The following is a 25,609-nucleotide window of genomic DNA, read 5'->3' as shown; positions in this document are numbered from 1 at the left end:
GCCGCGTGGGCCCCATCATGGCTGCCCGCTTCCGTCATTGTTCGAGCAGGCTGTCCGTTCCGCGCATGCAGACCGCAATCCCCGAGTGCAAGGCGGCGGCGCTCGCGAAAGCCCAGGCGGCGAGCTCGCTGCAGAACATTTCCCTGACCCTGTTTGCCAACGTGGCGATCGCAACCTCGCTGGCGCTGCTGCTGTATCTCAGGGAGGGCGGCACCCTCATCTTCGGCTGGCTGGGCGCCGCCATCGTTTTCGCCGCATTCCGCGCCGGATGGGTGTCGTACCTGAAGGCATCCGGACGGATCGAGCGCGATGCACAGCGCGTGCTGCGCAATCTCACCATCATGGCCTTCGCCAGCGGCGTGCTGTGGGCGATCGTCCCGATCGCGCTGCCGGCCTTCTCCCGCGCGCACAACGTCAACGACGTCGTCTTCATCATGGCCGGCACCACCACCGGCGCCATCATCCAGAGTCTCGCTTATTCGCCGATGGCGATCGCCTTCGGCGCGCCACTGATGGGCGCGACCGTGCTGCGGATGCTGATCTCGGGCAGCGACGTCGACTACGTCGTCGCGGCCGACGTCGCGTTCCTGACCTTCATGCTGTTCCGCGCCTCGCGGCTCGGCGAGCGCAACTTCATCGCGAGCCAGAATACCGCCATCGAAGCGACGGTGCTCGCGGAGTCGGTGGCCGAGGCCAATCACGCCCTGGAGCGTCTGGTTCGCACGGACTCGCTCACCGGGCTCGCCAATCGCAGTCACTTCCGCACCGTGGCCGCCGCGGCGTGCCGTTCCGGACGCGGGGTCGCATTCCTCCTGATCGACGTCGACAACTTCAAGACCATCAACGACGCGCGCGGCCACGATGCCGGCGACCGGGTCATTCAGGCCATCGCCGCGCTGCTGCAATCCGCCTGCCGCGGCGAGGATCTGCCGGTCCGCCTGGGCGGCGACGAGTTCGTCGTCGTCATGCAGGGCGACGATGTGGCGAGCCGATCCGTCGCACTCGCCGAATGGCTGATGGCCGCCCTCGCGCAGCCGCTCGCGATCGCGGGCCAGTTGCTGCCCGTCAGCTGCTCGATCGGCATCGCGACGCAAGCGGAAGGCCCGATCGATCTGGAAGAGCTCTCCGCCCGCGCCGACGTCGCGCTCTACCGCGCCAAGGACGACGGCCGCGCCTGCATGCGCGTGTTCGACGCCAAGATGCAGTCCGAGCTGACACTGCAGCGCCGGCTCGACGCCGAGCTGCCGGCGGCGCTGGCCCGCCGCGAGCTCCACGTCGAATTCCAGCCTCAGGTGGCGATGGCGACCCAGGAGGTCATCGGCTTCGAGGCGCTGCTGCGCTGGAAGCACCCGAGCGCCGGATTGATTCCGCCGCCCGACATCGTGTCCGCGGCGATCCGGTTGCGCCTGTCCGGCCAGCTCACGGAGTTCGTGGGCGAGCGCGTCTGCGCGTTCCTGCGCGCGCTCGACCGCAAGAAGGCGCACGGCATCCGGGTGTCGATCAACGTCTCGCCGCGCGAATTCCCGCTGCACTCGCCGGCGCAGACCCTGAAGACCGTCTCCGAGCGCTACGGCGTCGATCCGCACCGGATCGAGATCGAGGTGACCGAAGAGGCGATGTTCGATCCCAGGCGCTGCGCCGACGAATTGAAGCTGATCGACCAATATGGCTTCGGTCTTGCGATCGACGATTTCGGCGTCGGCCATTCCTCGATCGCCAACCTGATGGCGGTCGAGATCGACACCATCAAGATCGACCGCTCCTTCATCCACGGCATCGCCGGCAACCGCCGGGACCAGCAGCTCGTCGCCGCGATCACCGCGGTGGCGCTGCCGCTCGGCCACCGCATGATCGCCGAGGGCGTCGAGAGCGAACAGGATGCCGAGTGCCTTCGCATGCTCGGCTGCTCCTACGGACAGGGCTGGCTGTATGGCAAGCCGATGAAGGAGGACGACGCGATCGCGTGGCTCGTCCAGCATCGCAGCGGTGCTGCTGCCGCAGGCGAGCCCTTGCCGCGCAGCGCGTAGGCGCGGCGCGGTCACGGAAGGACCAGCATCTGCGCGAGGCCCGGACCGAAGGCGCCGGCCCACGCGGCGGCAATCACGAGGATGAGTCCGGGAACGAGGCGAAGGGCGAAGGACGATCCGCCGCTGGTCCACGCCACCACGATCTTGCTGATCGTGTTCGCCGACAGCGCCGCCAGCACCGGCGCCACGGCATCGGCGGCGCCGATCTTGCCCGACGCGGCGAGCGTGGCCGCGGCCACCGCCGGCGCATGGGTATCGACCAGGCCGGCGACGGCGGCGCTCGCCACCAGGCCGGCTTCGCCGAACGCCTCGCGCAACGCGGCCGAGAGCACCAGCACCGCCGAGATCATCAGCGCCAGCAGCAGCGCGCCCGGCAGGCTGAAGGCGCGCCCCGTCGGCAGGTCGGCGGCGCCGCTCTGCCGCAGCCCGACGATCGTGAAGATCCCACCGTAGATCGCCGCCGCCGCGCCGGCACAGAGCAGCGGAATCAGCAGCGCGTGCAATGCCGGCAGGCTGGTGACGGCCAGCACCGCGGCGAGCTGGGCGATGGTCGCCACCGTCGACAATGCCGCGCCCGCGGCGGCGGCACCGCCAAGCTCCGGCGCCTTGCGCGCCCGCGCGCCCATCGCGCCGATCGTGGCGGTGCTGGAGACGAAGCCCGAGGCGAAGCCGGACACCGCGAGCCCGCCGCGGGCGCCGAGCAGACGCATCGAGATATGCCCGGCGGCGCCGATGGCCATCATCAGCACCACGAGCGTCCAGATGCCGCGCAGGTTGACCGCCCCGAACGGACCGATCGGCTGATCCGGAAGCAGGGGCAGCACGACCAGCGTCGCCGCGGCAAAGATCAGGCCGTCCTTGAGCTCGCTCTCGCTGAGCACCGAACGGACGAAATCGTGCAGCATCGGCCGCGCCGCGAGCAACACCGCCAGCACGACGGCGACGCCGGCCGCCAGGGCCGGACGCTCGGTGGCGAGGCCGCCGAGCAGGACGGTCAGGATCAGCGCCGCCTCCGAGGTCAGTCCCGGATCGTCGCTGCGCGAACGCCAATAGGCGATCGCCGTCAGGACCATGATTCCGGCGGTGACGACGGCCAGCAGCAGCTTGCCGCCGATCAGCATGCCGATCGCGCCGGCCAGCGACGCCACGGCAAAGGTCCGCAACCCCGCGGACGAGCGACCGGGTCCCTCGCCCTTGCGCCGCTCGCGCTCGAGACCGATCAGCAATCCGATGCCGAGTGCGACGACGATCGCGATGATCTCGGGGCTGAGGCTCATGACATCCGGCATCGCCATCGTCCTGAATCACACCTGTTCACGGCGCGACGAATGCGCTGACGATCATCAGCAGACATGTGATGAGACCGAGTGCGGGAATCCATAGCGGCACCCTGACATGGGGAGCATCCGACCCGATGCGCCGGATGCGAATCCGGAGCAGGCACAGATTGACGATGGCAAAGATCGTCAGCGTCGCGAGCGAGGTGCCTTCCGCCAGCCGCTCCAGCGGGAAGGCCAGCGCCAGGATCGCGACCGCCAGCATGACGAGGCCGGTTGCGATCAGCGGCGTTCCGGTGCGGGGATCGACCCGGCCGGCGATGCGCGGCAGGTCGCCCTGCCCCGCCATGCCGTAGACGACGCGGGCCGTCATCGTCATCTGGGCGAGAATGGTGTTGAGCGTGGACACGATCGCGATCGCATTGAAGGTGGCCGGACTGATGCCGGCGACGGCATTGAACACCAGGCTGAGCGGCGCCGGAGAGGCCGACAGCACGGCCGGCGGCACCGCGGTCACCGCGATCGCGGCAATCAGCACATAGAGCGCGGAGGTGATCAGCAGCGTGAGCGCCATCGCCCACGGAATGTTGCGCTGCGGGCGCTTGGCCTCCTCCACGACGTTGGCGAGGTCCTCGAAGCCGACGAAGGCGAAGAACGCCAGCAGGCCGGCGAAGGTAATGCCGGAGAGAACGCCGAGCTCGAGCGGCGGCGGGATCAGCAAGGCCGGGCCGAACGCGACGCCGGAGTGGACGGCCGAGACGATGATCCACAGCAGCCCGCCGGTCTCGATCAGGGTCAGCAGTCCTGCGAGCATCACCGATTCGAGAATGCCCCAGGACGCGACCATGCCGAGCGCGACCACGATCGCCATCGCGATCAACGGCGTCGGCAGGTCGATCAGCTGCCGGATGTAGCCGGCACCGCCGAGCGTCACCGCCGCCGCCGCAATGATGCCGGTGGCGAGCCGCAGCGTGCCGACCGCCGTCGACAACAGCCGCGACTTGAAGGCCGCGCGGACATAGGCGGCCTCGCCGGCGCTCACGGGATAGCGGGTCGCGAGTTCGGCATAGGAGGCGGCGGTGAAAGCCATCACGAACGCGGCCAGCGCAAAGGCCCAGGAGGAATGGACGCCCGCATGACCGGCGACCGCGCCGATCAGGACGTAGATGCCGGCTCCGACGGTCACGCCCGTGCCATAGAGGACGAGCAGTGGCAGCCCGAGCCGCCGCCGCAAGCCGGACGCAGGCACGATTGGATCTTGCGGCACCACGAATTCCATTCCTGATCACGACGAACAACGGAGTTGTAGGGGCTTAAGGGAGCAGGCGCGAGCCCTGTTGATCTCGGTCAATCCGGAGCGCGCGCCCGCGGCCGGCTGCTGCGGCATTCGGCCGCCGGGCCTTCTTCGCGAGGCGCGTTCGCCTTCACGGCCATCGGCCAACTTGAGATGCGCCGCGTCGAGACATGACTTCGCACTCTCGCGGCACGATGGGCCCGAGCCGTGCTGATCGATCTCCTCTCGAAACGAGAGGGCGCAGGGAAGACCGAGCCTAAAGACGTTTGTGAGCTACCAAATCCAAATTGCTAATGAGCACGGAGCCACCGAGGTGGATCGCACCGCTCGAATGTCGGATGATGCCTACCGTCGCTTTCGTGCAGCGAACAAAGCCGCGTTGGCCGACGACCTCCTTTCCCCACCGACGACTCCCCGGCCCAACAGGAATATCAGCGAAGAGTAAGCGCGAAACCCTTTTGGCAGAAGGCCGCCTTTTTTGTGAAAATACATGAAGTGATGACAGTTTAACCGCGCTGCTCGGCATCTTCGGCAATCGCATCGTGTCTACCGGCCCTCAATCAAGTAGCGTTGATTTTCCGTCGGTCGCCGGGCCAACAGTTTTGAGGATGTTGGTCTTGTGGGGCAATCTATCCGTTGCGATCAAGTCGCGTGATAAGAGCAGTCGTTGTCTCCGCTACAGCGGTAAGTCGCGTAAGCCGCTAGCGGCGTCCGACCATTTTTCGCTTCGTGACAATCGCTGGGATAGGAGCTTTCGAAGCTCATTTACTTTGTTGCGCACATGGTGACGCTCCTTCTCGTCGCGCTCCTGGAGGCTCCAGCATGCGTGAGCGAACGGATCACAGTACTTCTGAAATACTTCGAGGTCTGCATCGAAAATCGAGCGCCAGACTATTTCGAACGAGAGCTGAAAGCGCTGTTCGAGTCCAAAGCCTCGATGCATTGTTGCCGCTCTATCAAATTCGAAGGCTCCGTAATTTGCCAATCCTCCATGTTGAGCCGTAAGCTCGCTGGTCCATTTAGGAGCAATCTCGCCGGATACTTCCAGAAAGTCTCCAAAAGTCATCTGATGTCGGCGGCAAATGCCAAGCGTGAAGATCGCATTGTATACGTCGTCCCGTCCAAAATGAAAAAATTCACAGAGCAGGTTGGAACACGAAAGTAATCCAAACATGTCTCGCGTGAGACGTTTTGGTTGCACGTCATCAAGTGAGCGTGTGTGGGTGAGAAATGCGGAAAGGACGTTCGCAAAATTAGCTGTAACTTGATGAAGCTGATACGAGGAATTCAGCATCAGACTTTCGTAGAGAGCAATCTTGAGCAAGGATAATGTGTTTTGTGCACGATGATCCACCGCTCCCGGATCTGCGCCCTCTTCAACAAGCGCCAGTACCAGGCGGCGTTGAATTAGCGCTTGAATATTGAGCCAGCTGATGCGCACAGCCGAGACGGCGAGGCCGTTCGGCGTCATGTTGTTCAGAACATCCTGTGCTCTGGCGTATCTTCGTTTGAAGGAATAGAGATACCAAGCGTATGCAACTGCCCCCGACGCTGAAAAGAATTCCCGATAATGAGGGGTCGATAGAGATTTTGAAATAGACTTGAGCCTCCGATAGGTGAGCAGCAGGTTCGCGTGATTTTCGTTTGCGCGATACACCTGCACCAGTCTTTGCAGGCATACGGCTATCATTAGAGTATCAGAGTTGGTCTTGGCTGCGGTCAGAGCTGATTGCAGCAATCGTTCTGTTTCGTCCAGGGCGCCCACGGAGAACTTGGCGTCGCTTTCGACAATGACAGCAAGCTCGGGAGGATATAGGCGCGTAGTGGTGTCGACAGCGAATTCCTGCGCGTCTACAGGCGGAGGCACTGGGGGTGGCGGGTCAAGCCCGATGAAGTCGGCTATGTCCTCTAGTGTGGCTTCTCGGTTTTCGGACTGAATTATTATTCTCTCCAGCCGATCTTTCTTAAGGGTCCACGGGCCCGCTGTTCGGTTGGCATAGTCGATTGCTCCCAAAAGACCCCACTTGTTTTCGATGGTTTTCAGCGCTCTCGAAACCGCGGTCCGGAAGCTGCTTCCAGGGGCGATCCCGAGAACCGAGGCGGCGCGACCGCTCACGACGGGTGTCCAGTTGGAGCGGGCCGCATATACGAGAAGTAGCAGAAACTTCACCGCTATTGCCGGTGTTCTCTGCTCGCCATTTACCACGGCGCGATGACTAAGCAATTGAATAATCATATGAAAATTTCCTGCGTGCGCGTGAAGTGTAGCAAGTGTAGCGCTAGTAATCGAAGGCAGAAACCTTAGTGTGCAACCCAGGAGGGGTTGCCATGCTCGTTGAGGTCACCGGGATCAAATGCAAGCTTCGTTACGTTGCTTGGGATTTTCCAGGCACCATGCTGCATCCCTGGCTGCAAGCCGAGGTATTGGAGCGGCTCCGGGGGGTTGATCACGAAATCCGCTCAAAGACGGATGGCCGAGGACAGCTGCTGGTATGGGACGCGCTGCGATCCATGGAAACGCAACGCCACCTCTTCTCGCGGGAAAGAGCGCGTTTTGCACAGCTCTATCCGGAGAAATCACCGGCTGAAATCGATGCGATTACTGCGCAGTTCGTCCGCATTCCCTCGGCCGACAAGGCTCCTCCGCACACGACTGGTGGAGCGGTCGATGTGACCATATGGATCGACGATACGGACCAGAGTCTAGGCGAGTTCGATGATTTTAGCGAGTTTGGCCGCGCCGACTACTTCGAGCACCACGAGCCGCAAAATGAGGCCGAAGAGCACACGCGATCATACCGCCAAATTCTGCGGGATGCGATGCTCCGCGCGGGATTTGTCGGCATTCAGGAAGAGTGGTGGCACTTCGAATACGGCACTCGCTGGTGGGCCGAAGAAATTGGAGAAGAGGCAAAGTTTAACGAGGTCCTCACACCTCCGGAGGCTAGCGCAATTTCGCTTGGATTTCCTCGCCTTCCAGCGCGCCAGGGGATTGTTGCGCGTGGCGTAGCACAGGTGTTTCCCTCGGCGCTTGACCGCAACCGCTCGCTTCGCGGCGAGATTCCCGGTCATTATTATGCCCGTACCCGCCATCCGAACGGGGCACAAGTCAGCGAAATTCTGACCAACTTGGTCGGCTCCCGCGATTGCTTGCTTCTGCCTTCTGGCCTGACCGCTGCCTTGCTTGCGATATGGGCGCATACGCCGCCCGGTGGCAGTGTACTGATCGATAGGTCCGCCTACTACGAAACCAGAACGCATCTCAAAAGGCTAGCCTTCGATTTTAATTGGACGATACACGAGGCCGACCTTTCCGGCGATCTGACGGGATTGGCCCACCAGGTCGACGTGATCTTTTGCGATCACCCGACGAATTGGACCCTGCAATGCCCGAACTTGAAAGCGCTGTCAGCTTTGGCACGATCCACGAATGCCCGTCTGGTCGTAGATACTTCCGTACAGCCGTTGCAACGGCTGACCGAACTGGGTCTCGCCGACGTCATAGTCCTCTCTCTTTCCAAATACCCTTCGGCCGGCGAGACGATCGGAGGCGCAGTGATGGGCCCGCCGAGTGGCGTGGAGCCCACGAGAATTCTCTGTACCCGCCTGGGTATGGCGCTCTCGCCGGAAGCCGCCGGCACGTTGCTCACGCATTTGAGGACATTACCTGATCGTGTGGCAGCCATCAGCAAGAAGGCTGAAGCGATCGCCGACATGCTGCGAAGTGTTCACATTGTAGACGATGTTCGGCTTCCTGATTTGCGGAAGGTCAACGCATTTGCTGGAGGTCAGCTATCGTTCAGAATTCCTGCGGAATTCGCTGCTCGCGCAGAGCAAATCATTGCGGCGCACAGCCTTGACGAAACCTTTCCCTTGGCATTCGGGTGCACGTTCGGAGCATTGTACACTACGTTCGAACATTTTAGTTCACGTAATGCCAAGGAGGCTGTTACGTCACCTGGGTCTGAGCTGATTGAACCTGGCAGGATACGTCTGGGCATCGGGCATGAAGCAGAACATGCTATAATGGAGGCAGTGCGCTTCACATTGTATGCCTCAGTTCGACCCTAAACGGGGTATCCCCTTCGTTCCCAAACGCCCGCTCGGGCCTGAGCCTTGGCGCGAGTTTGCGGGCAGTAGTGCTGACTTTGTAAAGTGGGCACCGCATGTATGCGGAATCGCTTGCGTACGTTCGCTCATACTCGGGGCGAATGGGCGCGCTCCGTCCCCTTGGAAGCTCACAGAGGACGCCTGTGCGTTGGGCGTGTTTCAGGAAGGTTCGAACGGAGAAATTCGAGGGGCTTACCACCGACCACTCGTATCACTGCTGACGCGTTACGGCCTAAGATCGCGACTCTTCTCAGAGTATAGTTCGCGCGAAGTCCGACAAGATACCGAGACGCACGTATTAATCCTGAGCGTCGATCTTGCACGGGTGTCGCCCAACCTTCGCGATTCACATCTTGTGCTCATCCTTGGGATGGCAGGCAACCACGACTTTATCGTTCACGACAACGCCAACGCTCTCGCAGTCGACGGCAAGTCCTATCTAATCAACAAATCGCTTCTGGATCACATCTCGCGCGGACAGGGTATTCGAGTTCCATTGTCCTGCTTCTACGACTTGAAACGCGACTGATCCCTGCGCGGATCATATCGAACCCGGATCTTGGGGCGAGACCGTGGTCCGAGCCACAGGGTCCGCTTCGCCAACGATTCGATCGGATATTGGATATCTCCAATAATCCGAGGCCCGTGGCTCCCGTGCGACAAGACAGAAGCTGCCGAGCAGCGACGCCCGACACTAATTGAGTCGGACAAGAACGATGCGCAGTTACTCTTTCTCCTCTAAGGGCGGGCTGAGTAGCGTTGCGGCGAGGTCGATTAGAGCAAGGGGAAGCTTCGTTGACCAACCAACCCAAACACATTGGGATCTTTTTCGAAGCGGTTTGGATCGCTGCATATCAAACCCAACACATGAGAGAACATTGGGTCCTTGGCAAAGATTACCTCACCGGATTTACCAGTTTGCACGTATAGGCCCAGCTTTCGAAGACGCTCAAATCCCGCAACGAACTGGTCGTACGAAAAATGCTCATCTTCAGATGCAATTACAAACCTAACCAACCTATCTACACCATGAACTCCATTGGCACCTATCTTAAAGATCGCCCTCAAAACAAAACGAAGCTCAAGACTCTTTCGAAGTTCGACTTCAACGTCACGAATTCGCTTGTTGCACCTACTCAAATTTTCTTGCAACATTAACTCGGCTTGGCTGGCGGCCACTGCCGGCGACACCCTAACTCTCCTTCCCGGACTGCTTTCATCAAGAACCTTCTCACATATTCGAACACCCAACTCATTGATGTACTTTGGCATACCATCGGCTGCCTCATAGAACGCTATCTCCAAGCTATCAGCCTCACCCTTAGTTATAAGCTTACTCCTAAGCAGCGACCTCGGATTGTCAAAATCCAAACGATCGAATCCGTCATTTAGATAATTCCAAACCTCGCGATCGTTTCCGAATGAAGCGACTGGCAACTCTGCGAGCCTGCCGTCGAGCCCCTCATCAGCCTGGTAAAGACGAGCAAAGGTATCACCCGTCCCAATTATGATGCACTTCGGGACTGGCCGCGTAGTCAGCCGCTTGCAAAGGTCTGCGATCGCTTGAACAAGTGGATCGGGCGCCTTTTCAAAATCGTCGATCAGCAGACAATGCCCGCTAGCGTCAATAAACCCCTCCACATCTGCGATTTTCCAGTCTCTCGCTGCTTTACGTGCTTCCGAGACTTTGGCTCCGGCGTCCTTCGCGGCAAAAGTGAGCCTATCAAGAAGCTTCAATGGATTTATCAGTTCGCCGCCCGCAAGGGGCTTCGCCGAATCTATCTCAAGCGATACAGATTTTCGACTTCGTCCGCCACTTTGGCTTCCTCGATATTTGATTACTATCTCTTCACAGAAGTCTGCCCATGACATTTTATTGTAGACTGGGATCCAAACGAACGGTTGCCCAATCGTGCTCAGCATCGTGAGAGCCACCGAGGACTTTCCGCTTCCCGTGGGACCATCGACGCACACGTTCTGAGATCTAGCCGATATGAGCTGGGACAACCGTCCTTCAATTTCTCTCCTACGATGCCAAAGAGCGCCTTGCTTCGAGCCGTCTCTGGGTTGGCTGCCGAACGTCTCTTGAATCTTCGAATAAATGGAATTTGTCATCTAAAACTCCAAGTCAAAATTGGGATTACAACCAATCTTAGGACGATTCGACGCCAGAAGTATTTTCGCTTTGGACCAAATCCGGTTCTTGACCCGGCATTGGTCTTGGCGATAGGCCTGCCGGCCTGTCGAGCCATCGCGAACTGAGAGAAATTGAGCTCCCGCAAATCAGCAATAGCGCGGTCACGGGACGATGTCGCCGCCAGCAGTCAATGATGACCAGTCCACCGTATGATTTCTAGGCCGCTCACATTCGCACATGACATTGCGGTGCGAAACGGCTAAGCGGACCGCCCCCCGGACTGAAACGAGACGAGCATGGCGGCAGCGGCCCATTGTGGCATCGACTTCGGCACTTCGAACACCACCGTCGGCCTCAGCGATCATGCCTCAGCCCAGCTCATCCCCCTGGAGGGCGAGCAGCGGACCTTGCCGAGCGCGATGTTCTTCGATTTCGAGGATCACGGCATCCAGTTCGGGCGCAACGCGATCGAGCGCTATCTGACCGGCCACGACGGCCGCTTCATGCGCGCGCTGAAGAGCATCCTCGGCACCGCGCTGATTCACGAGAAGACCTATATCCGGCAGAAGGCGGTGCCGTTTGCCGGCATCCTCGGCTTCTTCTTCGCGCATCTGAAGACGCAGATCGAGAAGAGGCTCGGCAGGGAGATCAACCAGGTCGTGCTCGGCCGTCCCGTCCGCTTCGTCGACAAGGATGATGCGGCCGACGCGGAAGCGCAGAGCTCGCTGGAGGGAATCGCGCGCGACCAGGGTTTCAAACACATCGCGTTCCAATATGAGCCGATCGCCGCCGCGCTCGACTACGAGCAGCAGGTCGCGCACGAAGAGCTGGTGCTGATCGTCGACATCGGCGGCGGCACCTCGGATTTCTCGATCGTGCGCGTCTCGCCTGAGCGGCGCAGCAAGGCGCATCGCGAGGACGACATCCTCGCCAACGGCGGCATCCATATCGGCGGCACCGATTTCGACCGGCTGCTGAGCCTGAAGAGCGTGATGCCGCATCTCGGCTATGGCAGCCTGACCGCCGACGGCAAGCGCAATTTGCCGACGCTGTACTACCATGAGCTCGCCACCTGGCACCGCATCAACCAGCTCTACAAGAGAGGCGTGATCGGCGAGCTGCGCCAGATCCGCTACGAGGCCGAGCGGCGCGATCTGGTCGACCGCTTCATCAAGGTGGTGGAGGAGCATCGCGGCCATACGCTCGCGATCGGCGTCGAGCAGGCCAAGATCGCGCTGACCGCGGCGAAGTCGCTGACCTCGGTGCTGTCGGAGAAGGACGACTGGGCGCGCATCAAGTTCACGCGCAAGGATTTCGACCGCGCCATCGCCGATTCCGTCGAGCGCGTCGTCGGCACGGTGACGAAGCTGCTCGACGATGCCGGCGTCGAGGCTGCTGCCATCAACACCATCTTCCTCACCGGCGGCTCGAGCATGGTGCCGGCGCTGCGTCAGGCCATCCTGGCGCTGTTTCCGGCGGCGCGCATCGCCGAGACCGACCTGCTCGGCAGCGTCGGCATCGGGCTCGCGCTCGACGCGCGGCGCAAGTTCGGCTGACGCCAATTTCAGGAATGGCTCATTCGGGGGAGACCGTCGCGGCCGCCCGCGCCGGCTTCTTCGGTGCGTTCTGAAGCTGGGCGCGCGGCGCCGCCGATGTCGGGACGACGGCACGGACAGCGGCGGGTTTCGCGCGAACCGGACGGGCATCAGCCGCGCCGGTCCGCCCGGGATCGCCGCTGCGGATGATGCCCCAGGGTCCCGAATCCGCCCGAGGCGGCAGCGAATAGCCTGGCACGGTGCGACTCGTCCGCCGGGTCCGAGTCTGTTCTGCGCGCACCGGCGGTGCCGGGGCCTCGCCGACCGCGGGAGCAGCGACTGCGAGGGGCGCGGCGTCAATCGCAATGACCTCGGCCTTGGTGACGGCGGCGGGGGCCGGATCGAGGTCCACGGCAGGCCCGACCGGCGCCGGCGAGCCTGCGTTCGGAACGGCGTCCACGATCTGCCTTTCAGGTTGGACCGCAGCAGAAGGAGTGTCGGCCGGATCCGGCTCGTGCAGGACCACGCCGGCCGTCTCGTCGGCCAGCCCGTGAAAAACATGGCTCGGCAGCAGAAACCCCGCCGCCGTCACGGCGACGGCCAGGCTTCGGCCAAGCGCGAGCTTCGTGGATGGGGGAACGGACATCGCGCCACCCGTCCGCCAAGCCAGGTCGACGCCGGCCACCGCAATGAACGCCGCAAGGCCGAGGCTGCCGCCGACCAGGGGCAGAACCGTCGAAGCCTGGACCAGAACCACGGTGAGCGTCAGCGCGGCCACGATCGGCTGCAACCGGCCTGACAGCCGCTGCGGCGAAGACATCCCGAGAAAACATCCGGCATAATAGGCATCGACGAGACAGCGTTCGTCGGACCAGAGCCCTCGCATGACCGCCATTCCGGCAAACGCCAGCGTGGCCGAGACGAAGGTGCGGGCTGCCCGCCCCGACTCTGCGACGTGCGGAAGCCGTTGCATGACCATGGTCAGGAACGTCCCGGCGAGACAGGCCGCAAGGATCGCGAGCGAGCCACCGAGCTCCTGGTCGAATTGATTCAGATGCCCGAGACGGAGCGATCCGCCTTGTCCGGCGAGCCACGGCCCGAGCGTGACGAACAGCAGCGATCCGATCGCAGCCAACACGCCGAGCCGACCACCATAGCCCTGCAACAGCACGACGCGCCGCCGGGTTTCGATCGCAGTGAAGATGCAGAACAGCAGGCCGCAGGATATCGACAGCAGATAGAGCGATGCCTCCTGTGGCAATCCGGTACGAGCGACGCTTTCGCTGAGCTGTCCGATCGGAGTCATGCCGCTGAAGCTGCCGCCATAGACCGAGGACGAAAACGTGGTCGCGGCGAGGTTGTCCGGAGACGCGACGACCAGGCCTGCGCACAGCACGACCGTCACCGCCGCCGAGGCGAGCGCGGGCGACAGGCCCAGCGCGTTCAGATGCAGCGTGGCAAGACAACCGAGAAAGGCGCCGGCGAAGGCCACGACAAGCGCAACAGGGAGATCAGAACGCCGCCGCTGAGGACGCGGCTGGAACAGGACCGGCAGGCCCGTCCGGTACGGCGCACCATCAAAGGCCTGCTGCATCTGCGAACCGCCCCCAAATGTGGATCGGCTCGGCCCTCACCTCCTCCTGACGCCGAACGACAGCCGCGATGCGGGCGAAAGATCCCACGTCGTTTGCGTCCTGACGTACGAGCAGAAGACAAGAGCCGGACGGGCCTGCATCATCCGCTAAGCACCGCTGTGTGCACGATGCAGTGAAAACATGGCAAAACGCGTGCGGAGGTATGGCCGAGTCGGGTTATGGCCGCAAAAATGCTCGCGGCCCGTCAGGGGCCCGCCAACGTCGACGGATCAGGTCGCCACTCCGGCACGGGCTGCTGCACCTCATGGCGGGCCATGATGTGCTGTCGGGTCGTCGCGTGCGGCACCACCCGTGTCTGTTGGCGCTTCAGCCGCGCAGCCAGGACGCCCGCCGGCCGACCATCGCGACCGATCCGCCGGGACGGCTCTGCAGACGCGGGCGACGCGGACTCCTGGGCCGGCTCACTCGAGGGCCGCAGGGCGAGCGGATTGGCGCCCTCCGGATTCAGGATCTGAAGCGGCAGATCCGGCGCTGTGTCAGCGGCCGAGGCCGGCTCGCCGAACGCCGCGCCATCGCGCCGATCCTCGTCGTGTAAGGGCATCGTGGTCCGCACCGGCGCGGCGGCTTTGTCCGCGTTCACGAACGGACCGTTGGGCTCCGCCACCGGCGGCTGAAACATCAGCTCGCTGGCGAGCAGCACCGCGAAAATGGCGAGTGTGGCGACGAGTCCCCGCGTCCAGGCGAGGACGGTCTGCCACGGCGATTCCCCTGCCTCGACGAACAGACGAACCGCAGCATCCACGAAGATGACCGAGACGAAGGCGATGTATCCGAGGCTGCCGCCGACGCTCGGCAGGATGGGACCGGTGAGGATCAACAGGCCCGTCAGCAGCACCGCCGCAGCCATCGCCTGCGGCAGGCTGCGCAGCCGCCGCGACGACGACATGCCGACGAAGCAACCGGCAGAATAGGCGTCGAGATCAGGGGCCCCGCTGGGCAGAAGCTGCAGCGCCACGAGGCCGGCAAAGGCCACCGACGCCGCAACGAAGATGCGTACCGCGCGGCGCGACCCTGCCACGGGCGCCCAGCGCAAGGCGGCCATCGTCGCCAGCATGCCGACCGCGCACAACGCGAAGGTGAGCGCGGTGCTGCCGAGCCCCTGCTCCAGCACGCCGCGGCGCGCGATCGGAAACAGCTCGCCCTCGGTGCCGAGCAGCGGCGCGAGACCGACGAACAGGAACGAAGCGACCGCCGCCAGCGCGCCCAGTCGTCCGCCATAGCCGCGCGCGAGCCCGCCACGCAGCCACATGTCGAGCGCACAGCCCAGACAGAACACCAGTCCACAGAACAGCGAGAGCAGAACGAAGGCGGCGTCGAGCGGCAGGCCGGCGCGAATGACGCTTGCGTTCAACAGCGCCACCGGAGTCATGCCGACGAAGCTGCCGCCATAGGCCGACGAGAAGAACGTGCTCGGCACCAGATCCGCGGTCCGTGTCAGGATCAGCGAGGCGCACAGCAGCAAAGCCGCCGCCGCCGAGGCAATCAGCGGCGACAGCCCGGTTGCACTCAGATGCAGGGTCATCAGACAGCCGAGGAACGCGGCGATGAACGACGCCAGCGGCGGGCAGCCGAGCTGGAACAGCTCCGAGCCGTAGAACGGAACGGCACGGCCGAGCTGCCGATCGCGCCATGTGCGTGGATCGAAGCTCTGCTCCGCCTGCAGACGACGTAACTGACGATCCGCCGCTTTGCGCTTCATGTCCACGACACCCCGAATCGCGCCCGCCCAAGATCTGCGTGATGATCTCGCGGCAGACGAATGGTTGACGTTCGGGCGCAACCCTGAGCCCGAGCCGGCACAGTTTCCTGCGACGGTTGTACGCACGCTGCAGTCGCGCAGGTTGCGTGTGCCCGAATTCATGCACTGCAATGCAACGTTGTGGAAGTATCGGGCTCCAGCACGGGCGTGAAAGTTCCTGGCAACCTTAATGGCGACGCCCGATGCGAATTATCAATGACATGCGAGTCGGGCGGCGGAGCAACCCCGGCTTGCGGACGAGCTTGGTAAACGACAACATGGCGTCATGCTCTCGCCCACGTTGCAGACCGCCCGTCTGATCCTGCGGCCGCTGTCGCTCGCCGATGCGCCGGCGATCCAGCGTGGGTTCGACAACTGGAACGTCATCCGCAACCTCGCAGCCGTCGTTCCGTGGCCCTATCCTCCCGACGGCGCCGAGACCTTCGTGAGGCTGCAGCTCGACAGGATCGCGGCCGGCGAGGAGCTGTATCAATGGGTGCTGGCGCTGCGCGACGGTGACGGCGAGGCCATCGGCAACATTCACTTCCGGCCGCGCATGGAATCGACGAAGGGCCATCGCGGCTTCTGGCTCGCTGAGCCCTATTGGAATCGCGGGCTGATGAGCGAGGCGGTCGCCGCCGTGAACGACTTCGCCTTCGGTCCGCTCGGCCTCGATCAGTTCACCGTCTGCAACGTCGCGAGCAACATCGCGTCACGGCGGGTCAAGCAGAAGACGGGCGCCGAGTTCGTCGGCTTCATCGAGGTCGCGCACCACAATGGCGAGACCCGCTCCGAGCAATGGATCGTGCGGCGCGAGACGTGGCTGCAACGCCAAGAAAAGCAACGCGCTCCCGCCTGAGATCGTCGTCGCTACGCGCTCGCCGTCACGTCAAGCACCGCCTGCGCAAACGCCTGCGGCGCCTCCTGCGGCAGGTTGTGGCCGATGCCGCCAGTGATCAGCCGGTGTTCGTAGCGGCCGGTGAACTTCCTGGCATAGGCTTCTGGCGCCGGATGCGGCGCGCCGTTGGCATCGCCCTCCATCGTGATGGTGGGGACGCTGATGTCAGGAAAGGGCGCGAGCTTCGCCTCCAGCGCATCGTATTTCGCCTCGCCCTGCGCGAGGCCGAGCCGCCAGCGATAATTGTGCACGACGATGTCGACGTGATCGGGATTATCGAAGGCGGCGGCGCTGCGCGCGAACGTGGCGTCGTCGAACGTCCATTTCGGCGAGGCCGTCTGCCAGATCAGCCTGGCGAAGTCGCGCCGGTTCTTGTCGTAGCCCTCGCGGCCGCGCTCGGTCGCGAAGTAGAACTGATACCACCATTGCAGCTCGGCGGCCGGCGGCAGCGGCATGCGGCCGGCCTGCTGGCTGCCGATCAGATAGCCGCTGACCGAGACCATCGCCTTGCACCGCTCCGGCCACAGCGCCGCGATGATGTTGGCGGTGCGCGCGCCCCAGTCGTAGCCGGCGAGGGTTGCGATCCTGATCGCAAGCGCGTCCATCAGCGCGACGATGTCGGCGGCGACGGCGACCGGCTGGCCGCTGCGCAACGCGGACGGCGACAGCAGCCGCGTCGTGCCGTAGCCGCGCAGATGCGGAATGATGACGCGATGGCCGAACGCGGCCAGCGCCGGCGCGACGTCGGCGAAGCTGTGGATGTCGTACGGCCAGCCGTGCAGCAGGATGATTACGGGCCCATCGGCTGGACCTGTATCGACATAGCCGATGCTGACCTCGCCGGCCGTGACCTGCTTGATCGGTCCGAGCGACGTCCCCGCCCCCGGGCGGATCTCCGGCAGCTTCGACGCCGACTTGAAGCCCTGCGCCTGCCCAGCGCTGGAGCCGAGTTGAAGGGCCGCAACGGCGGTTCCGGCAAGGGTGAGGAAGCAGCGGCGGCTGGGGCGAAGAACGGTCGGCATGGCGGAGGCTCCTGGTTCCGATGTGCCGTTGTTGTGCGCCTTGCGCCCGCGCGGCGCTTGGAGGAGGCATTGATTTTTCCTTGAGGCCGGCTTGATTTTGCTGATCGCGTGACGCGAAGGTGAAGCCGGCGGCCAGGACGGTGCATGTGGTATATTGCTTCGACGATTTCGTGCTCGATCCCGACCGCCGCGAGCTGCGCCGCGGCGGCGGCCTGGTCGCGATGGAACCGCAGGTGTTCGACCTGCTCGCGTTCCTGATCAAGACGCGGGACCGCGTTGTCAGCCGAGACGACATCCTCGCCGAGGTGTGGGGCGGCCGCATCGTCTCCGAGGCGACGCTGGCGAGCCGCATCAGCGCGGCGCGCAGCGCGATCGGCGACAGCGGCGAGGCGCAGCGCCTCATCCGCACCATTCCTCGCAAGGGTGTCCGCTTCGTCGGCGAGGTCCGTGAGCAGGCCGAAGCGGTGCAGACGCCGGCGGTGTCGGCCGCGCCCGCGTTCGACGGCCCCGCCATCGCCGTGCTGCCGTTCACCAACATGAGCGGCGATCCGGAGCAGGACTATTTCGCCGATGGCATGGCCGAGGACATCATCACCGCGCTGTCCCGCTGCAGCGGCCTCGCCGTGATCGCCCGCAACTCCTCCTTCATATACAAGGGCAAGGCCGTCGATATTCGGGCGGTCGGACGCGAGCTCGGCGTCGGCTACGTTCTCGAAGGCAGCGTGCGCCGCGCAGGGTCCCGCCTGCGCATCAACGGGCAGCTGATCGACGCGGCGTCCGGCGCGCATCTATGGGCGGAGCGCTTCGACGGTCAGCTGGACGACGTGTTCGCGCTGCAGGACCGCATCACCGAAAGCATCGTGGCCGCGATCGAACCGACGCTCGAACTGGCGGAAGGCGAGCGGCGGCGGGCGACGCCGCCGCTGCATCCCGACGCCTACGACCTGCTGCTGCGCGCCGCCAGCCTGCGTGACGCCTTCACGCCCGACAGCCTCGCTGCGGCGATCGTCTGTCTGGACCAGGCGTTGGCGATCGATCCCGCCTGCGCACCCGCGATGGCGGCTTGGGCCTATTGCCAGGCGCTGCGCCACTTCCAGGGCTGGAGCGCGCCGGACGAGACCTATCGCACGGCTGCCGTGGCGCGGGCGTGGCAGGCGTGCGAGCATGCGCCCAGTGACGCGCAGGTGCTGTGGATGGCGGCCTTCGCGATCTGGAACATGGCCGAGGACATCGCCCCGGCACGAGAGCTGTTCCGCCGCTCGCTTGTGATCAACCCGAACTCGGCGATGGCGCTGACCTTGAGCGGTTGGATCGAGATCATGGCCGGACACACGGCTGCGGGACGCGCGATGATCGAACGGGCGCGGCGGCTGAACCCGCGCGATCCGCGGGGATGGTTCGCAGCCGGAGCGCTGGCGATCTGCGCGGTGGCGGAGGACGATCGCGCTGCCGCCATTCAATGGGCGGAGATCGCGCTGGCGCAGAACCGGCGTTTCGCCGTCGCGCTTCGCGTCCTGATCGTCGCCCTGGTCAGGAACGGAGAGATGGCGCGCGCCGGCGACGTCGCCCGTCAGCTTCTGAGCCTCGAACCGCATCTCACGGTGTCCGAGTTCCTCGAACGGATCCCATTTCCGGCCGGGACGCTCGCCACAACCTATGCGGAGGCGCTGCGCGCAGCCGGTGTGCCGCCATGATCCCGTTCGCGTGCAGTGGACCATGTTGCAACTGGAATTTTCGACATGAACGGCACAGCTGCGAAACTTGGCTCGACCTCGTTCATACTACCTTAGGTTCCATTCCGTAGTTTCGCGGACATCGTCCGGCGGTCCTGTCGTTGGACGGCGGAGGGAATTAATGAGGAAATTGCTTCTCAAATTTTACGAGGATGAATCGGGCGCAACCGCGATCGAGTACGGCCTGATTGCGGCCGGCATCGCCCTTGCGATCATCACCATACTCAACAAGCTCGGACTCACCCTGGAAGGCATCTTCACGACCCTGACCACGAAGCTGAACGGCGGCTGACCGATCGATTGTCTGCGATGGCGTTCTCAGGACTGGAGCAATCCGGTCGCCATGGTCGGACTGGCCGGGCCTCGCGCCCGGCCTTTGTCTTTTTAATGGGCCTCCATTCTTCGATGGAGCAGCGCCGCAACCGGCCTCTCAGTGCGTCGTGCTGCGTCCCGCCTCCTCGCAGGCGTTCATGCAGCGACGGCAGGACTCGGCGCAGATCCGGCAATGGGCATGCATCTTGGCGTGCTTCTCGCACTCCTCGGCACATCGCCGGCAAGCCGCCGCGCAGGCCTCGAGCATGCGACTGATCATCTCCTGGTCGGAGCCCGTACGCCGCGTGGCAAGCCGGCCGGTGACGTTGCAGACGTCGGCGCAATCGAGATTGAGCCGGATGCATTGCGTCAGCCTGGCGACGCTGTCCTCGCCGAGACAGGCGTCGGCGCAGGAGGTGCAGATCTGTGCGCAGGAGTAGCACTCCTCGATGCAGCGGACGAGTGCATCGTCGACTCGGCCGCGGACGTGCGGGTGGGTTTCGATCATCTGTTGAGCGTGCATGGGAGCTCCTGTCCGTTGGACCCCGCGAGCGACAATGAAGATCGGCTGCAAAGGTTCTTATCGCCGCGCCGTTCGGTGCGATGCCTGACCTGTTCCCCGTGGCGCGACCTCGACCGCCTTACGATCCGCGTGACGGAATTATCAGTCCACCTGCGTCACGGCTTCCAGCCTTTCACTCCTGCCTCATGGGTATCAGCGCCATTTCGCAGAACTGCCATCCGAAACCTGGCGCCGCGCGCGTATGGACGACCCGGTTCGGTTGAGGCACAACACCTCTCGTCACTGACGTCGGCGGCCCGAGCCGCAGACCAAGAACGGGCGCCCGAGCGAGGCGGCCGACGATGTGGAGGAATGGATGCTGATTCCGATGGCCGACGTGCCGCGCTGGTATGCGGAGCGCAAACCCAGGGATAGCGTCGCGGTCCGGCACGGCACCGATACGCTGACCTGGGAGCAGCTCGAGCGCCGCGCCAATGCGCGTGCGCGCGCCTTCGCGGCCAAGGGCGTGAAGCCCGGCGACTTCGTCGCGATCGGCCTGCCCAACGGCAATGCGCTGTTCGAGACCAGCTTCGCGGTGTGGAAATGCGGCGCGACGCCGACGTCGCTGTCGTGGCGGCTGCCGCGCGGCGAGGCCGCCGCGGTGCTCGAGATCCTCAATCCGTCGCTGGTCGTCGGGGGCGAGGCCGACTGGAATGCACCGAACGCGCTGCCGGCCGATTTCATGCCCGACGGCTTTTCCGACGCGCCGCTCACCGCGCCGGTGTCGCGCTATTGGAAAGCGATGACCTCGGGCGGCTCGACCGGACGGCCGAAGGTGATCCTCGATCACCAGCCGGCGGTAACCGACACCGCCGCCGAGCCGCCGCTCGGAATCCCCAGGGGCGCATCGCTGCTCAATCCCGGACCGCTCTATCACAACGCGCCGTTCATCGTGTCGCACTACGCGCTGTTCGCCGGCGGCAGCCTGAGCGGGATGGTGAAGTTCGATGCCGAGGAGACGCTGCGGCTGATCCAGGCGCAGCGCATCCAGTGGGTCAACTTCGTTCCGACGATGATGCACCGGATCTGGGCGCTGCCGGAGGCGGTCCGCAACAGCTACGATGTGTCGAGCCTGAAGATGGTGTTCCACATGGCCGCGCCGATGCCGCCATGGCTCAAGGAAAAATGGATCGAGTGGCTCGGGCCCGAGCGCGTCTACGAGCTCTATGGCGGCACCGAGCGCCAGGGTCGCACCGTCATCTCCGGCACCGAATGGCTTGAGCACAAGGGCTCGGTCGGCAAGATCGACGAGTCCTGCAAACTGCGCATCCTCGATCCCCAAGGCAACGACGTGCCGCCGGGCGAGAGCGGCGAGATCTACTTCCTGCCGGCCGATGGCGCCGGCAGCACCTATCACTACCTCGGCGCCGAGCCGAAGCGGCGCGCCGACGGCTGGGAGTCGCTCGGCGACATCGGCCGGCTCGATGCCGACGGCTACCTCTATCTCGGCGACCGCCTCGCCGACATGATCCTGCGCGGCGGCGCCAACATCTATCCGGCCGAGGTCGAGGCGGCGCTGATGGCGCATCCCGACATCCGCTCCTGCGTCGTGGTCGGCCTGCCCGACCCGGAACTCGGCCAGCGCGTGCATGCGATCGTCGAGATCGACCGGGCCAGGAACGCACAGGCTATTGTCGACGGCATGAGCGCGTTCCTCGCCGACCGGCTGAGCCGCTACAAGCACCCGGAGAGCTACGAGCTGGTCGACACCATGCTGCGCGACGATTCCGGCAAGGTGCGCCGCACCCTGCTGCGCGACGAGCGCGCGGAATGGATCAAGGATGGCCGCGACTTCCGTCTCGCACCCACCCGGGCACGACCGGCCGCAGACTGACCGCACGGAAATTTTTCGAACGTTTACGATGCCGGCGTAGACTCCGTCAGGGGAAGGAGAGTCCGCGCCATGATGTCGAGACGACGGTTTCTGGGCGCCGCAGCCACGGCCGCGGCGCTGCCCCTGGCGCGGATGCCGCGGGCGCGGGCCGAGCTGCGCACCATCCTCAACGACGCCAGCCGGCTCAACCCGACGCCGGTTGCGAAGCATGTGGTGATCCGCAAGCCCGCCACCGACGATCTGATCGCGCGGCTGCGCGCCGAGCTGAAGGAGGCTGCGGCCGCGAAACGTCCGGTGACCGCGGCCGTGGCCCGGCATTCGATGGGCGGCCAGAGCCTGCCGCGCGACGGCACGGCAATCACGCTCGACGGCGGCGCGATCGAGCTCGACACGGCGGCAAAGACCTATCGGACCGCGGCCGGCAACCGCTGGTGGGACGTGATCGCCGCGCTCGATCCCAAGGGCTTCTCGCCGGCCGTGATGCAGTCGAACAGCGATTTCGGCGTCGGCAGCACGTTCTGCGTCAATGCCCATGGCTGGCCGGTGCCGTACGGCCCGTTCGGCTCGACGGTGAAATCGATCCGCATGCTGCTCGCCGACGGCACCTTGGTGCAGTGCTCGCGCACGGAGAATGCCGAGTTGTTCGGGCTCGCGATGGGCGGCTATGGCCTGTTCGGCCTCATCGTCGATCTCGAGGTCGAGATGGTGCCGAACCTGCTGCTCGAGCCGCGCTTCGAGCGCATGGCGCCGGAGAAATTCGCCGAGCAGTTCACACGCAACATCGATGGCGACGCCAATGTGAAGATGGCCTATGGACGGATGTCAGTGTCGCGCAAGGCGTTCTTCGACGACGCCCTGCTCGTCACCTTCCGCCCCGCCCCCGATGCTCCGGCGACCCTGCCCGCGGCCGTGAGCTCCGGCAAGCTCACCGGCGTCGCCAACACGATCTATCGCGCCCAGACCGGATGGGAGGTCGCCAAGGGCCTGCGCTGGTTCATGGAGACCCGGCTCGGCCCCGCCATCTCCGACAGCCGCTACACCCGCAACTCGCTGATGGCCGAGCCGGTCGCCAATCTGGCGCAGAAGGACATGCACCGCACCGACATCCTGCACGAATATTTCGTGGCGCCGGAGCGGTTCGGCGAGTTCCTCACCGCCTGCCGCGAGATCATTCCCAAAGCGCGCGCCGAATTCCTCAACGTCACCCTGCGCTACGTCGCCGAGGACAAGACACCCGCGCTCACGATCGCGCCGGTGCGCCGGATCGCAGCCGTCATGTCGTTCTCGCAGGCGACCTCGCCCGAAGGCGAGATCGACATGCTGCGGACGACCGAAGCGCTGATCGACCGCATCACCGCGATTGGCGGCGCGTTCTATCTGCCCTATCGTCTGCATGCCCGCCGCGACCAGGTCGAGAAGGCCTATCCGGCGGCCGCGCGTTTCGTCGCCGCCAAGCGGCAGTATGATCCGAACCTCCTGTTCCGCAACGCGATGTGGGACGCCTATTTCGCATGAATACATCAGCAGCAGACGGCTTCGCATTGGACCGCTATCGCATCGCCGCGCTCGCGCTCGCCGTGGCGCTGCTATTCGCGGCCGCGACCGACTACATCCCTGCCTTCATCGATGCGCAGGGCCGCGTGTTCGGCCTGTTCCAGCTCGACATCTACAAGGATGCGCTGCATGTCGTCTCCGGCCTGTGGGCGCTGGCGGCGATGCTGACCCGCCGCAGCGCGGTGTTCTTCCTGCGCGTGTTCGGCTCGCTGTATTTCCTGGACGGCGTGATGGGCGTCTTCACCGGCTCGGGCTATCTCGACCTCTCGATCGTCATCGACGGCATCCGCGACACCTCGTGGCTGGTGAAGGTCCTCTCCAGCCTGCCGCATCTCGCGCTCGGCGCGATCGGCATCGCGGTCGGCTGGTCGCCGTGGCGTAGACAGGCTGCCGTCGCATGAGCCTGCGTCGCAAAGCGCTGTATCTTCTCGGCGTCGTCTTGGCAGCCACGGCGATAGGCATTGCCACCACCGTGATCAGCGTCGAGACGGTCTGCGTGGCCGACGTCCCGACCCCGGTGGTGAACTCCGACTTCGGCATCACCGATCCCGCCTATGCGAGGTCGCAGGGTGACAGCTTCCTGACCTTTCCTGAATGGTACATCGTCCACGCCTATGCCGACCTCGCTGCGGTGACCGGGCAGGCCTCGGAGTCCGACTTCCACTATCTATCGAGCGTCTCCGGCTTCTGGCGCAGCCTGTGCCGGGCCACGCGCCAGGCGGCCGGCTCCGGTCCCGCCACCTCGGAGCAGAAGCTGACGAACTACATCATCGGCTTCAGCTTCACCGCCGAGATGGCGTTGCAGGGCGCTTACGAGAAGAGCATCGGGGCGATCAGCTGGGAGACCACGGACGGCGTCAAGACGGCAGAGGACGTCTTCAACCTCGCTCTGCTGAAGGATTACGCGGCATTCCTGTATCAGACCCCCTGGTATCGCTATCCCTTCGTCGCCAAGCTCGATCAGTTCTGGCGCGAGACGCCCTTCGTGCCGTCGTTCCGCGCCGTGGAGCGGCGCGTCTCGCTCAGCCTGCAATATGCCGGGCGCGCCGCCTATGCGGCCGTCATCGGCTATGCGGCGGGCTACGATCCGGCCGTGCTGGCCATCCAGAGCGTCGTCACCGGCCTGCCTGCCGCCGAGCTTGCAGTCATGCCGGGCGTGAAGGTGATCCGTGAGGTCACGGACGCCAAAGGCATGAAGGGCGTGCTGGTGGAGACCGAGCGCTACGCCAAGTTCGATGCTTTCGCCAAGGAGCTCGGCCGTCATGACGGTGCCGGGCTCGGCGAGGTCGCGGGCAACCATCGCATCCTGGTCACGATCATGGTGCCGCCGGGCGACGGACGGCTGGCAGCTTTCGATGGGCTGCCTATATTCAGCGTCCCGATCCAGTCGCGTCCCGGTGCCCGCCGCATCGGCGTCGACGTACCGGTGCGGTCATTGGTTCAGGACATCGGCCGTTTCGAAGCCGCGGGATATACGTTCGAGCATGCCTACGACTATTGACCGGCCTCCCCCGTCCCGCGCCCTTCCCTTGAAGGGCGTGCTGGCCGTTGCCCTCGCCTGGTTTGCGGGCATGGCTGCCATGGCCCTGGTGATCAAGCCGGATGCGGTGGTCGTGTTCGGCCCGTCCGACCGTATGATCTCGGCGATCGTCGCCTCCGATGGAGCCTTGCTCGATGCCGGACGTTTCCACATCGCGGCCAGAACCGGAGCCTCGACTGTCGGCAGCCTGTATGCTGCCGGCGCGTGGCTGGTCTGGCCCCTGATCGGCAGGGGCTGCGGCCGCGGGTAGTCGGCACGGGCAGTTCCTCCCAGCGCCGGCGCGGGGCCCGCGGAACTGGCGCAGCCGCCCAAAGATGTTAAGCTCGCGTTCACGCTGTGGCCGTCACGCGACACGAAGCAGAAGCTTGGTCGATACATCCG

The 25,609-nt window shown here is 64.3% G+C and carries 19 protein-coding genes; 11 read left to right on the top strand and 8 right to left on the bottom strand.

Annotation, left to right across the window (positions count from 1 at the left end):
- The first annotated feature begins 65 nt into the window (after positions 1 to 65).
- Complete coding sequence (locus QX010_RS19355) at positions 66 to 2,027, top strand: putative bifunctional diguanylate cyclase/phosphodiesterase (RefSeq protein ID WP_316181234.1); 1,962 nt, start codon at positions 66 to 68, stop codon at positions 2,025 to 2,027.
- Positions 2,028 to 2,038: 11 nt separating this feature from the next.
- Here the strand turns inward: QX010_RS19355 and QX010_RS19350 are convergent, their stop codons facing one another.
- The 3 genes from QX010_RS19350 to QX010_RS19340 form a co-directional block, all read right to left on the bottom strand.
- Positions 2,039 to 3,316 carry an MgtC/SapB family protein gene (locus QX010_RS19350; protein ID WP_410051962.1) on the bottom strand — a complete coding sequence of 426 codons (1,278 nt, stop codon included), beginning with the start codon at positions 3,314 to 3,316 and terminating at the stop codon, positions 2,039 to 2,041.
- Positions 3,317 to 3,341: 25 nt separating this feature from the next.
- Entirely contained in the window at positions 3,342 to 4,571 is a 1,230-nt protein-coding gene (locus QX010_RS19345; RefSeq protein ID WP_316181231.1) for an APC family permease, read from the bottom strand.
- A 703-nt stretch (positions 4,572 to 5,274) separates the two neighbouring features.
- Positions 5,275 to 6,834, bottom strand: a complete 1,560-nt coding sequence (locus QX010_RS19340; protein ID WP_316181229.1) for a hypothetical protein — start codon at positions 6,832 to 6,834, stop codon at positions 5,275 to 5,277.
- Positions 6,835 to 6,926: 92 nt separating this feature from the next.
- On the opposite strand from QX010_RS19340, the gene QX010_RS19335 reads away from it, so the two are divergent.
- A complete protein-coding gene (locus QX010_RS19335; protein WP_316181227.1) occupies positions 6,927 to 8,669 on the top strand; it encodes a PLP-dependent transferase in 1,743 nt (580 codons plus the stop codon).
- Between the two features lie 813 nt (positions 8,670 to 9,482).
- Here QX010_RS19335 and QX010_RS19330 read toward each other — a convergent pair.
- On the bottom strand, positions 9,483 to 10,823 hold the full coding sequence (locus QX010_RS19330) for a hypothetical protein (RefSeq protein ID WP_316181226.1): 1,341 nt from the start codon (positions 10,821 to 10,823) through the stop codon (positions 9,483 to 9,485).
- Positions 10,824 to 11,141: 318 nt separating this feature from the next.
- On the opposite strand from QX010_RS19330, the gene QX010_RS19325 reads away from it, so the two are divergent.
- Positions 11,142 to 12,401, top strand: a complete 1,260-nt coding sequence (locus tag QX010_RS19325) for an Hsp70 family protein (protein WP_316181224.1) — start codon at positions 11,142 to 11,144, stop codon at positions 12,399 to 12,401.
- A 19-nt stretch (positions 12,402 to 12,420) separates the two neighbouring features.
- Here the strand turns inward: QX010_RS19325 and QX010_RS19320 are convergent, their stop codons facing one another.
- Positions 12,421 to 13,974, bottom strand: coding sequence for a hypothetical protein (locus tag QX010_RS19320; RefSeq protein WP_316181223.1), 1,554 nt, complete (start codon positions 13,972 to 13,974; stop codon positions 12,421 to 12,423).
- Positions 13,975 to 14,219: 245 nt separating this feature from the next.
- Positions 14,220 to 15,734, bottom strand: coding sequence for a hypothetical protein (locus QX010_RS19315; protein WP_316181222.1), 1,515 nt, complete (start codon positions 15,732 to 15,734; stop codon positions 14,220 to 14,222).
- 325 nt (positions 15,735 to 16,059) lie between these two features.
- Here QX010_RS19315 and QX010_RS19310 point away from each other — a divergent pair, with 325 nt between their 5' ends.
- Positions 16,060 to 16,632, top strand: a complete 573-nt coding sequence (locus QX010_RS19310; RefSeq protein WP_316181220.1) for a GNAT family N-acetyltransferase — start codon at positions 16,060 to 16,062, stop codon at positions 16,630 to 16,632.
- Positions 16,633 to 16,643: 11 nt separating this feature from the next.
- Here QX010_RS19310 and QX010_RS19305 read toward each other — a convergent pair whose 3' ends face one another.
- Entirely contained in the window at positions 16,644 to 17,693 is a 1,050-nt protein-coding gene (locus QX010_RS19305) for an alpha/beta hydrolase (protein WP_316181219.1), read from the bottom strand.
- Positions 17,694 to 17,839: 146 nt separating this feature from the next.
- On the opposite strand from QX010_RS19305, the gene QX010_RS19300 reads away from it, so the two are divergent.
- Positions 17,840 to 19,387, top strand: a complete 1,548-nt coding sequence (locus QX010_RS19300; RefSeq protein WP_316181217.1) for a winged helix-turn-helix domain-containing protein — start codon at positions 17,840 to 17,842, stop codon at positions 19,385 to 19,387.
- Positions 19,388 to 19,547: 160 nt separating this feature from the next.
- The gene (locus tag QX010_RS19295; RefSeq protein WP_315736183.1) at positions 19,548 to 19,718 is read left to right on the top strand and encodes a Flp family type IVb pilin; all 171 of its coding nucleotides are present in this window, start codon (positions 19,548 to 19,550) and stop codon (positions 19,716 to 19,718) included.
- A 138-nt stretch (positions 19,719 to 19,856) separates the two neighbouring features.
- Here the strand turns inward: QX010_RS19295 and QX010_RS19290 are convergent, their stop codons facing one another.
- The gene (locus QX010_RS19290) at positions 19,857 to 20,261 is read right to left on the bottom strand and encodes a four-helix bundle copper-binding protein (RefSeq protein WP_315804543.1); all 405 of its coding nucleotides are present in this window, start codon (positions 20,259 to 20,261) and stop codon (positions 19,857 to 19,859) included.
- 355 nt (positions 20,262 to 20,616) lie between these two features.
- Between QX010_RS19290 and QX010_RS19285 the strand changes: the two genes are divergently transcribed.
- From QX010_RS19285 to QX010_RS19265, 5 genes are all read left to right on the top strand, one after another.
- Complete coding sequence (locus QX010_RS19285) at positions 20,617 to 22,134, top strand: AMP-binding protein (protein WP_316181216.1); 1,518 nt, start codon at positions 20,617 to 20,619, stop codon at positions 22,132 to 22,134.
- A 69-nt stretch (positions 22,135 to 22,203) separates the two neighbouring features.
- The gene (locus QX010_RS19280; RefSeq protein WP_315804545.1) at positions 22,204 to 23,649 is read left to right on the top strand and encodes an FAD-binding oxidoreductase; all 1,446 of its coding nucleotides are present in this window, start codon (positions 22,204 to 22,206) and stop codon (positions 23,647 to 23,649) included.
- Entirely contained in the window at positions 23,646 to 24,089 is a 444-nt protein-coding gene (locus tag QX010_RS19275; RefSeq protein ID WP_315804546.1) for a DUF4383 domain-containing protein, read from the top strand. The genes QX010_RS19280 and QX010_RS19275 overlap by 4 nt, the downstream gene beginning before the upstream one ends.
- Positions 24,086 to 25,189 (top strand): hypothetical protein, encoded by a 1,104-nt coding sequence (locus QX010_RS19270; RefSeq protein WP_316181214.1) that lies wholly within the window; start codon positions 24,086 to 24,088, stop codon positions 25,187 to 25,189. The genes QX010_RS19275 and QX010_RS19270 overlap by 4 nt, the downstream gene beginning before the upstream one ends.
- Positions 25,173 to 25,478 (top strand): hypothetical protein, encoded by a 306-nt coding sequence (locus QX010_RS19265; protein WP_315804548.1) that lies wholly within the window; start codon positions 25,173 to 25,175, stop codon positions 25,476 to 25,478. The genes QX010_RS19270 and QX010_RS19265 overlap by 17 nt, the downstream gene beginning before the upstream one ends.
- Positions 25,479 to 25,609: the final 131 nt, after the last annotated feature.

Origin of the sequence: Bradyrhizobium sp. SZCCHNRI1009 (assembly GCF_032487575.1) — a bacterium.
In the GTDB taxonomy this organism is placed as follows: Bacteria; Pseudomonadota; Alphaproteobacteria; order Rhizobiales; family Xanthobacteraceae; genus Bradyrhizobium.
Note: the sequence above shows the minus strand (reverse complement) of the source record. Positions and strands in the feature narration are given on the sequence as shown.

Bases quoted from the DNA above. Each gene is read 5' to 3' on its own strand.
- QX010_RS19315 (WP_316181222.1), bottom strand. From the start codon at position 15,734: ATGAAGCGCAAAGCGGCGGATCGTCAGTTACGTCGTCTGCAGGCGGAG.
- QX010_RS19270 (WP_316181214.1), top strand. From the start codon at position 24,086: ATGAGCCTGCGTCGCAAAGCGCTGTATCTTCTCGGCGTCGTCTTGGCA.
- QX010_RS19330 (WP_316181226.1), bottom strand. From the start codon at position 10,823: ATGACAAATTCCATTTATTCGAAGATTCAAGAGACGTTCGGCAGCCAA.
- QX010_RS19350 (WP_410051962.1), bottom strand. From the start codon at position 3,316: ATGCCGGATGTCATGAGCCTCAGCCCCGAGATCATCGCGATCGTCGTC.
- QX010_RS19305 (WP_316181219.1), bottom strand. From the start codon at position 17,693: ATGCCGACCGTTCTTCGCCCCAGCCGCCGCTGCTTCCTCACCCTTGCC.
- QX010_RS19320 (WP_316181223.1), bottom strand. From the start codon at position 13,974: ATGCAGCAGGCCTTTGATGGTGCGCCGTACCGGACGGGCCTGCCGGTC.
- QX010_RS19310 (WP_316181220.1), top strand. From the start codon at position 16,060: ATGCTCTCGCCCACGTTGCAGACCGCCCGTCTGATCCTGCGGCCGCTG.
- QX010_RS19335 (WP_316181227.1), top strand. From the start codon at position 6,927: ATGCTCGTTGAGGTCACCGGGATCAAATGCAAGCTTCGTTACGTTGCT.
- QX010_RS19325 (WP_316181224.1), top strand. From the start codon at position 11,142: ATGGCGGCAGCGGCCCATTGTGGCATCGACTTCGGCACTTCGAACACC.
- QX010_RS19290 (WP_315804543.1), bottom strand. From the start codon at position 20,261: ATGCACGCTCAACAGATGATCGAAACCCACCCGCACGTCCGCGGCCGA.
- QX010_RS19265 (WP_315804548.1), top strand. From the start codon at position 25,173: ATGCCTACGACTATTGACCGGCCTCCCCCGTCCCGCGCCCTTCCCTTG.
- QX010_RS19280 (WP_315804545.1), top strand. From the start codon at position 22,204: ATGATGTCGAGACGACGGTTTCTGGGCGCCGCAGCCACGGCCGCGGCG.
- QX010_RS19295 (WP_315736183.1), top strand. From the start codon at position 19,548: ATGAGGAAATTGCTTCTCAAATTTTACGAGGATGAATCGGGCGCAACC.
- QX010_RS19355 (WP_316181234.1), top strand. From the start codon at position 66: ATGCAGACCGCAATCCCCGAGTGCAAGGCGGCGGCGCTCGCGAAAGCC.
- QX010_RS19340 (WP_316181229.1), bottom strand. From the start codon at position 6,834: ATGATTATTCAATTGCTTAGTCATCGCGCCGTGGTAAATGGCGAGCAG.
- QX010_RS19275 (WP_315804546.1), top strand. From the start codon at position 23,646: ATGAATACATCAGCAGCAGACGGCTTCGCATTGGACCGCTATCGCATC.
- QX010_RS19285 (WP_316181216.1), top strand. From the start codon at position 20,617: ATGCTGATTCCGATGGCCGACGTGCCGCGCTGGTATGCGGAGCGCAAA.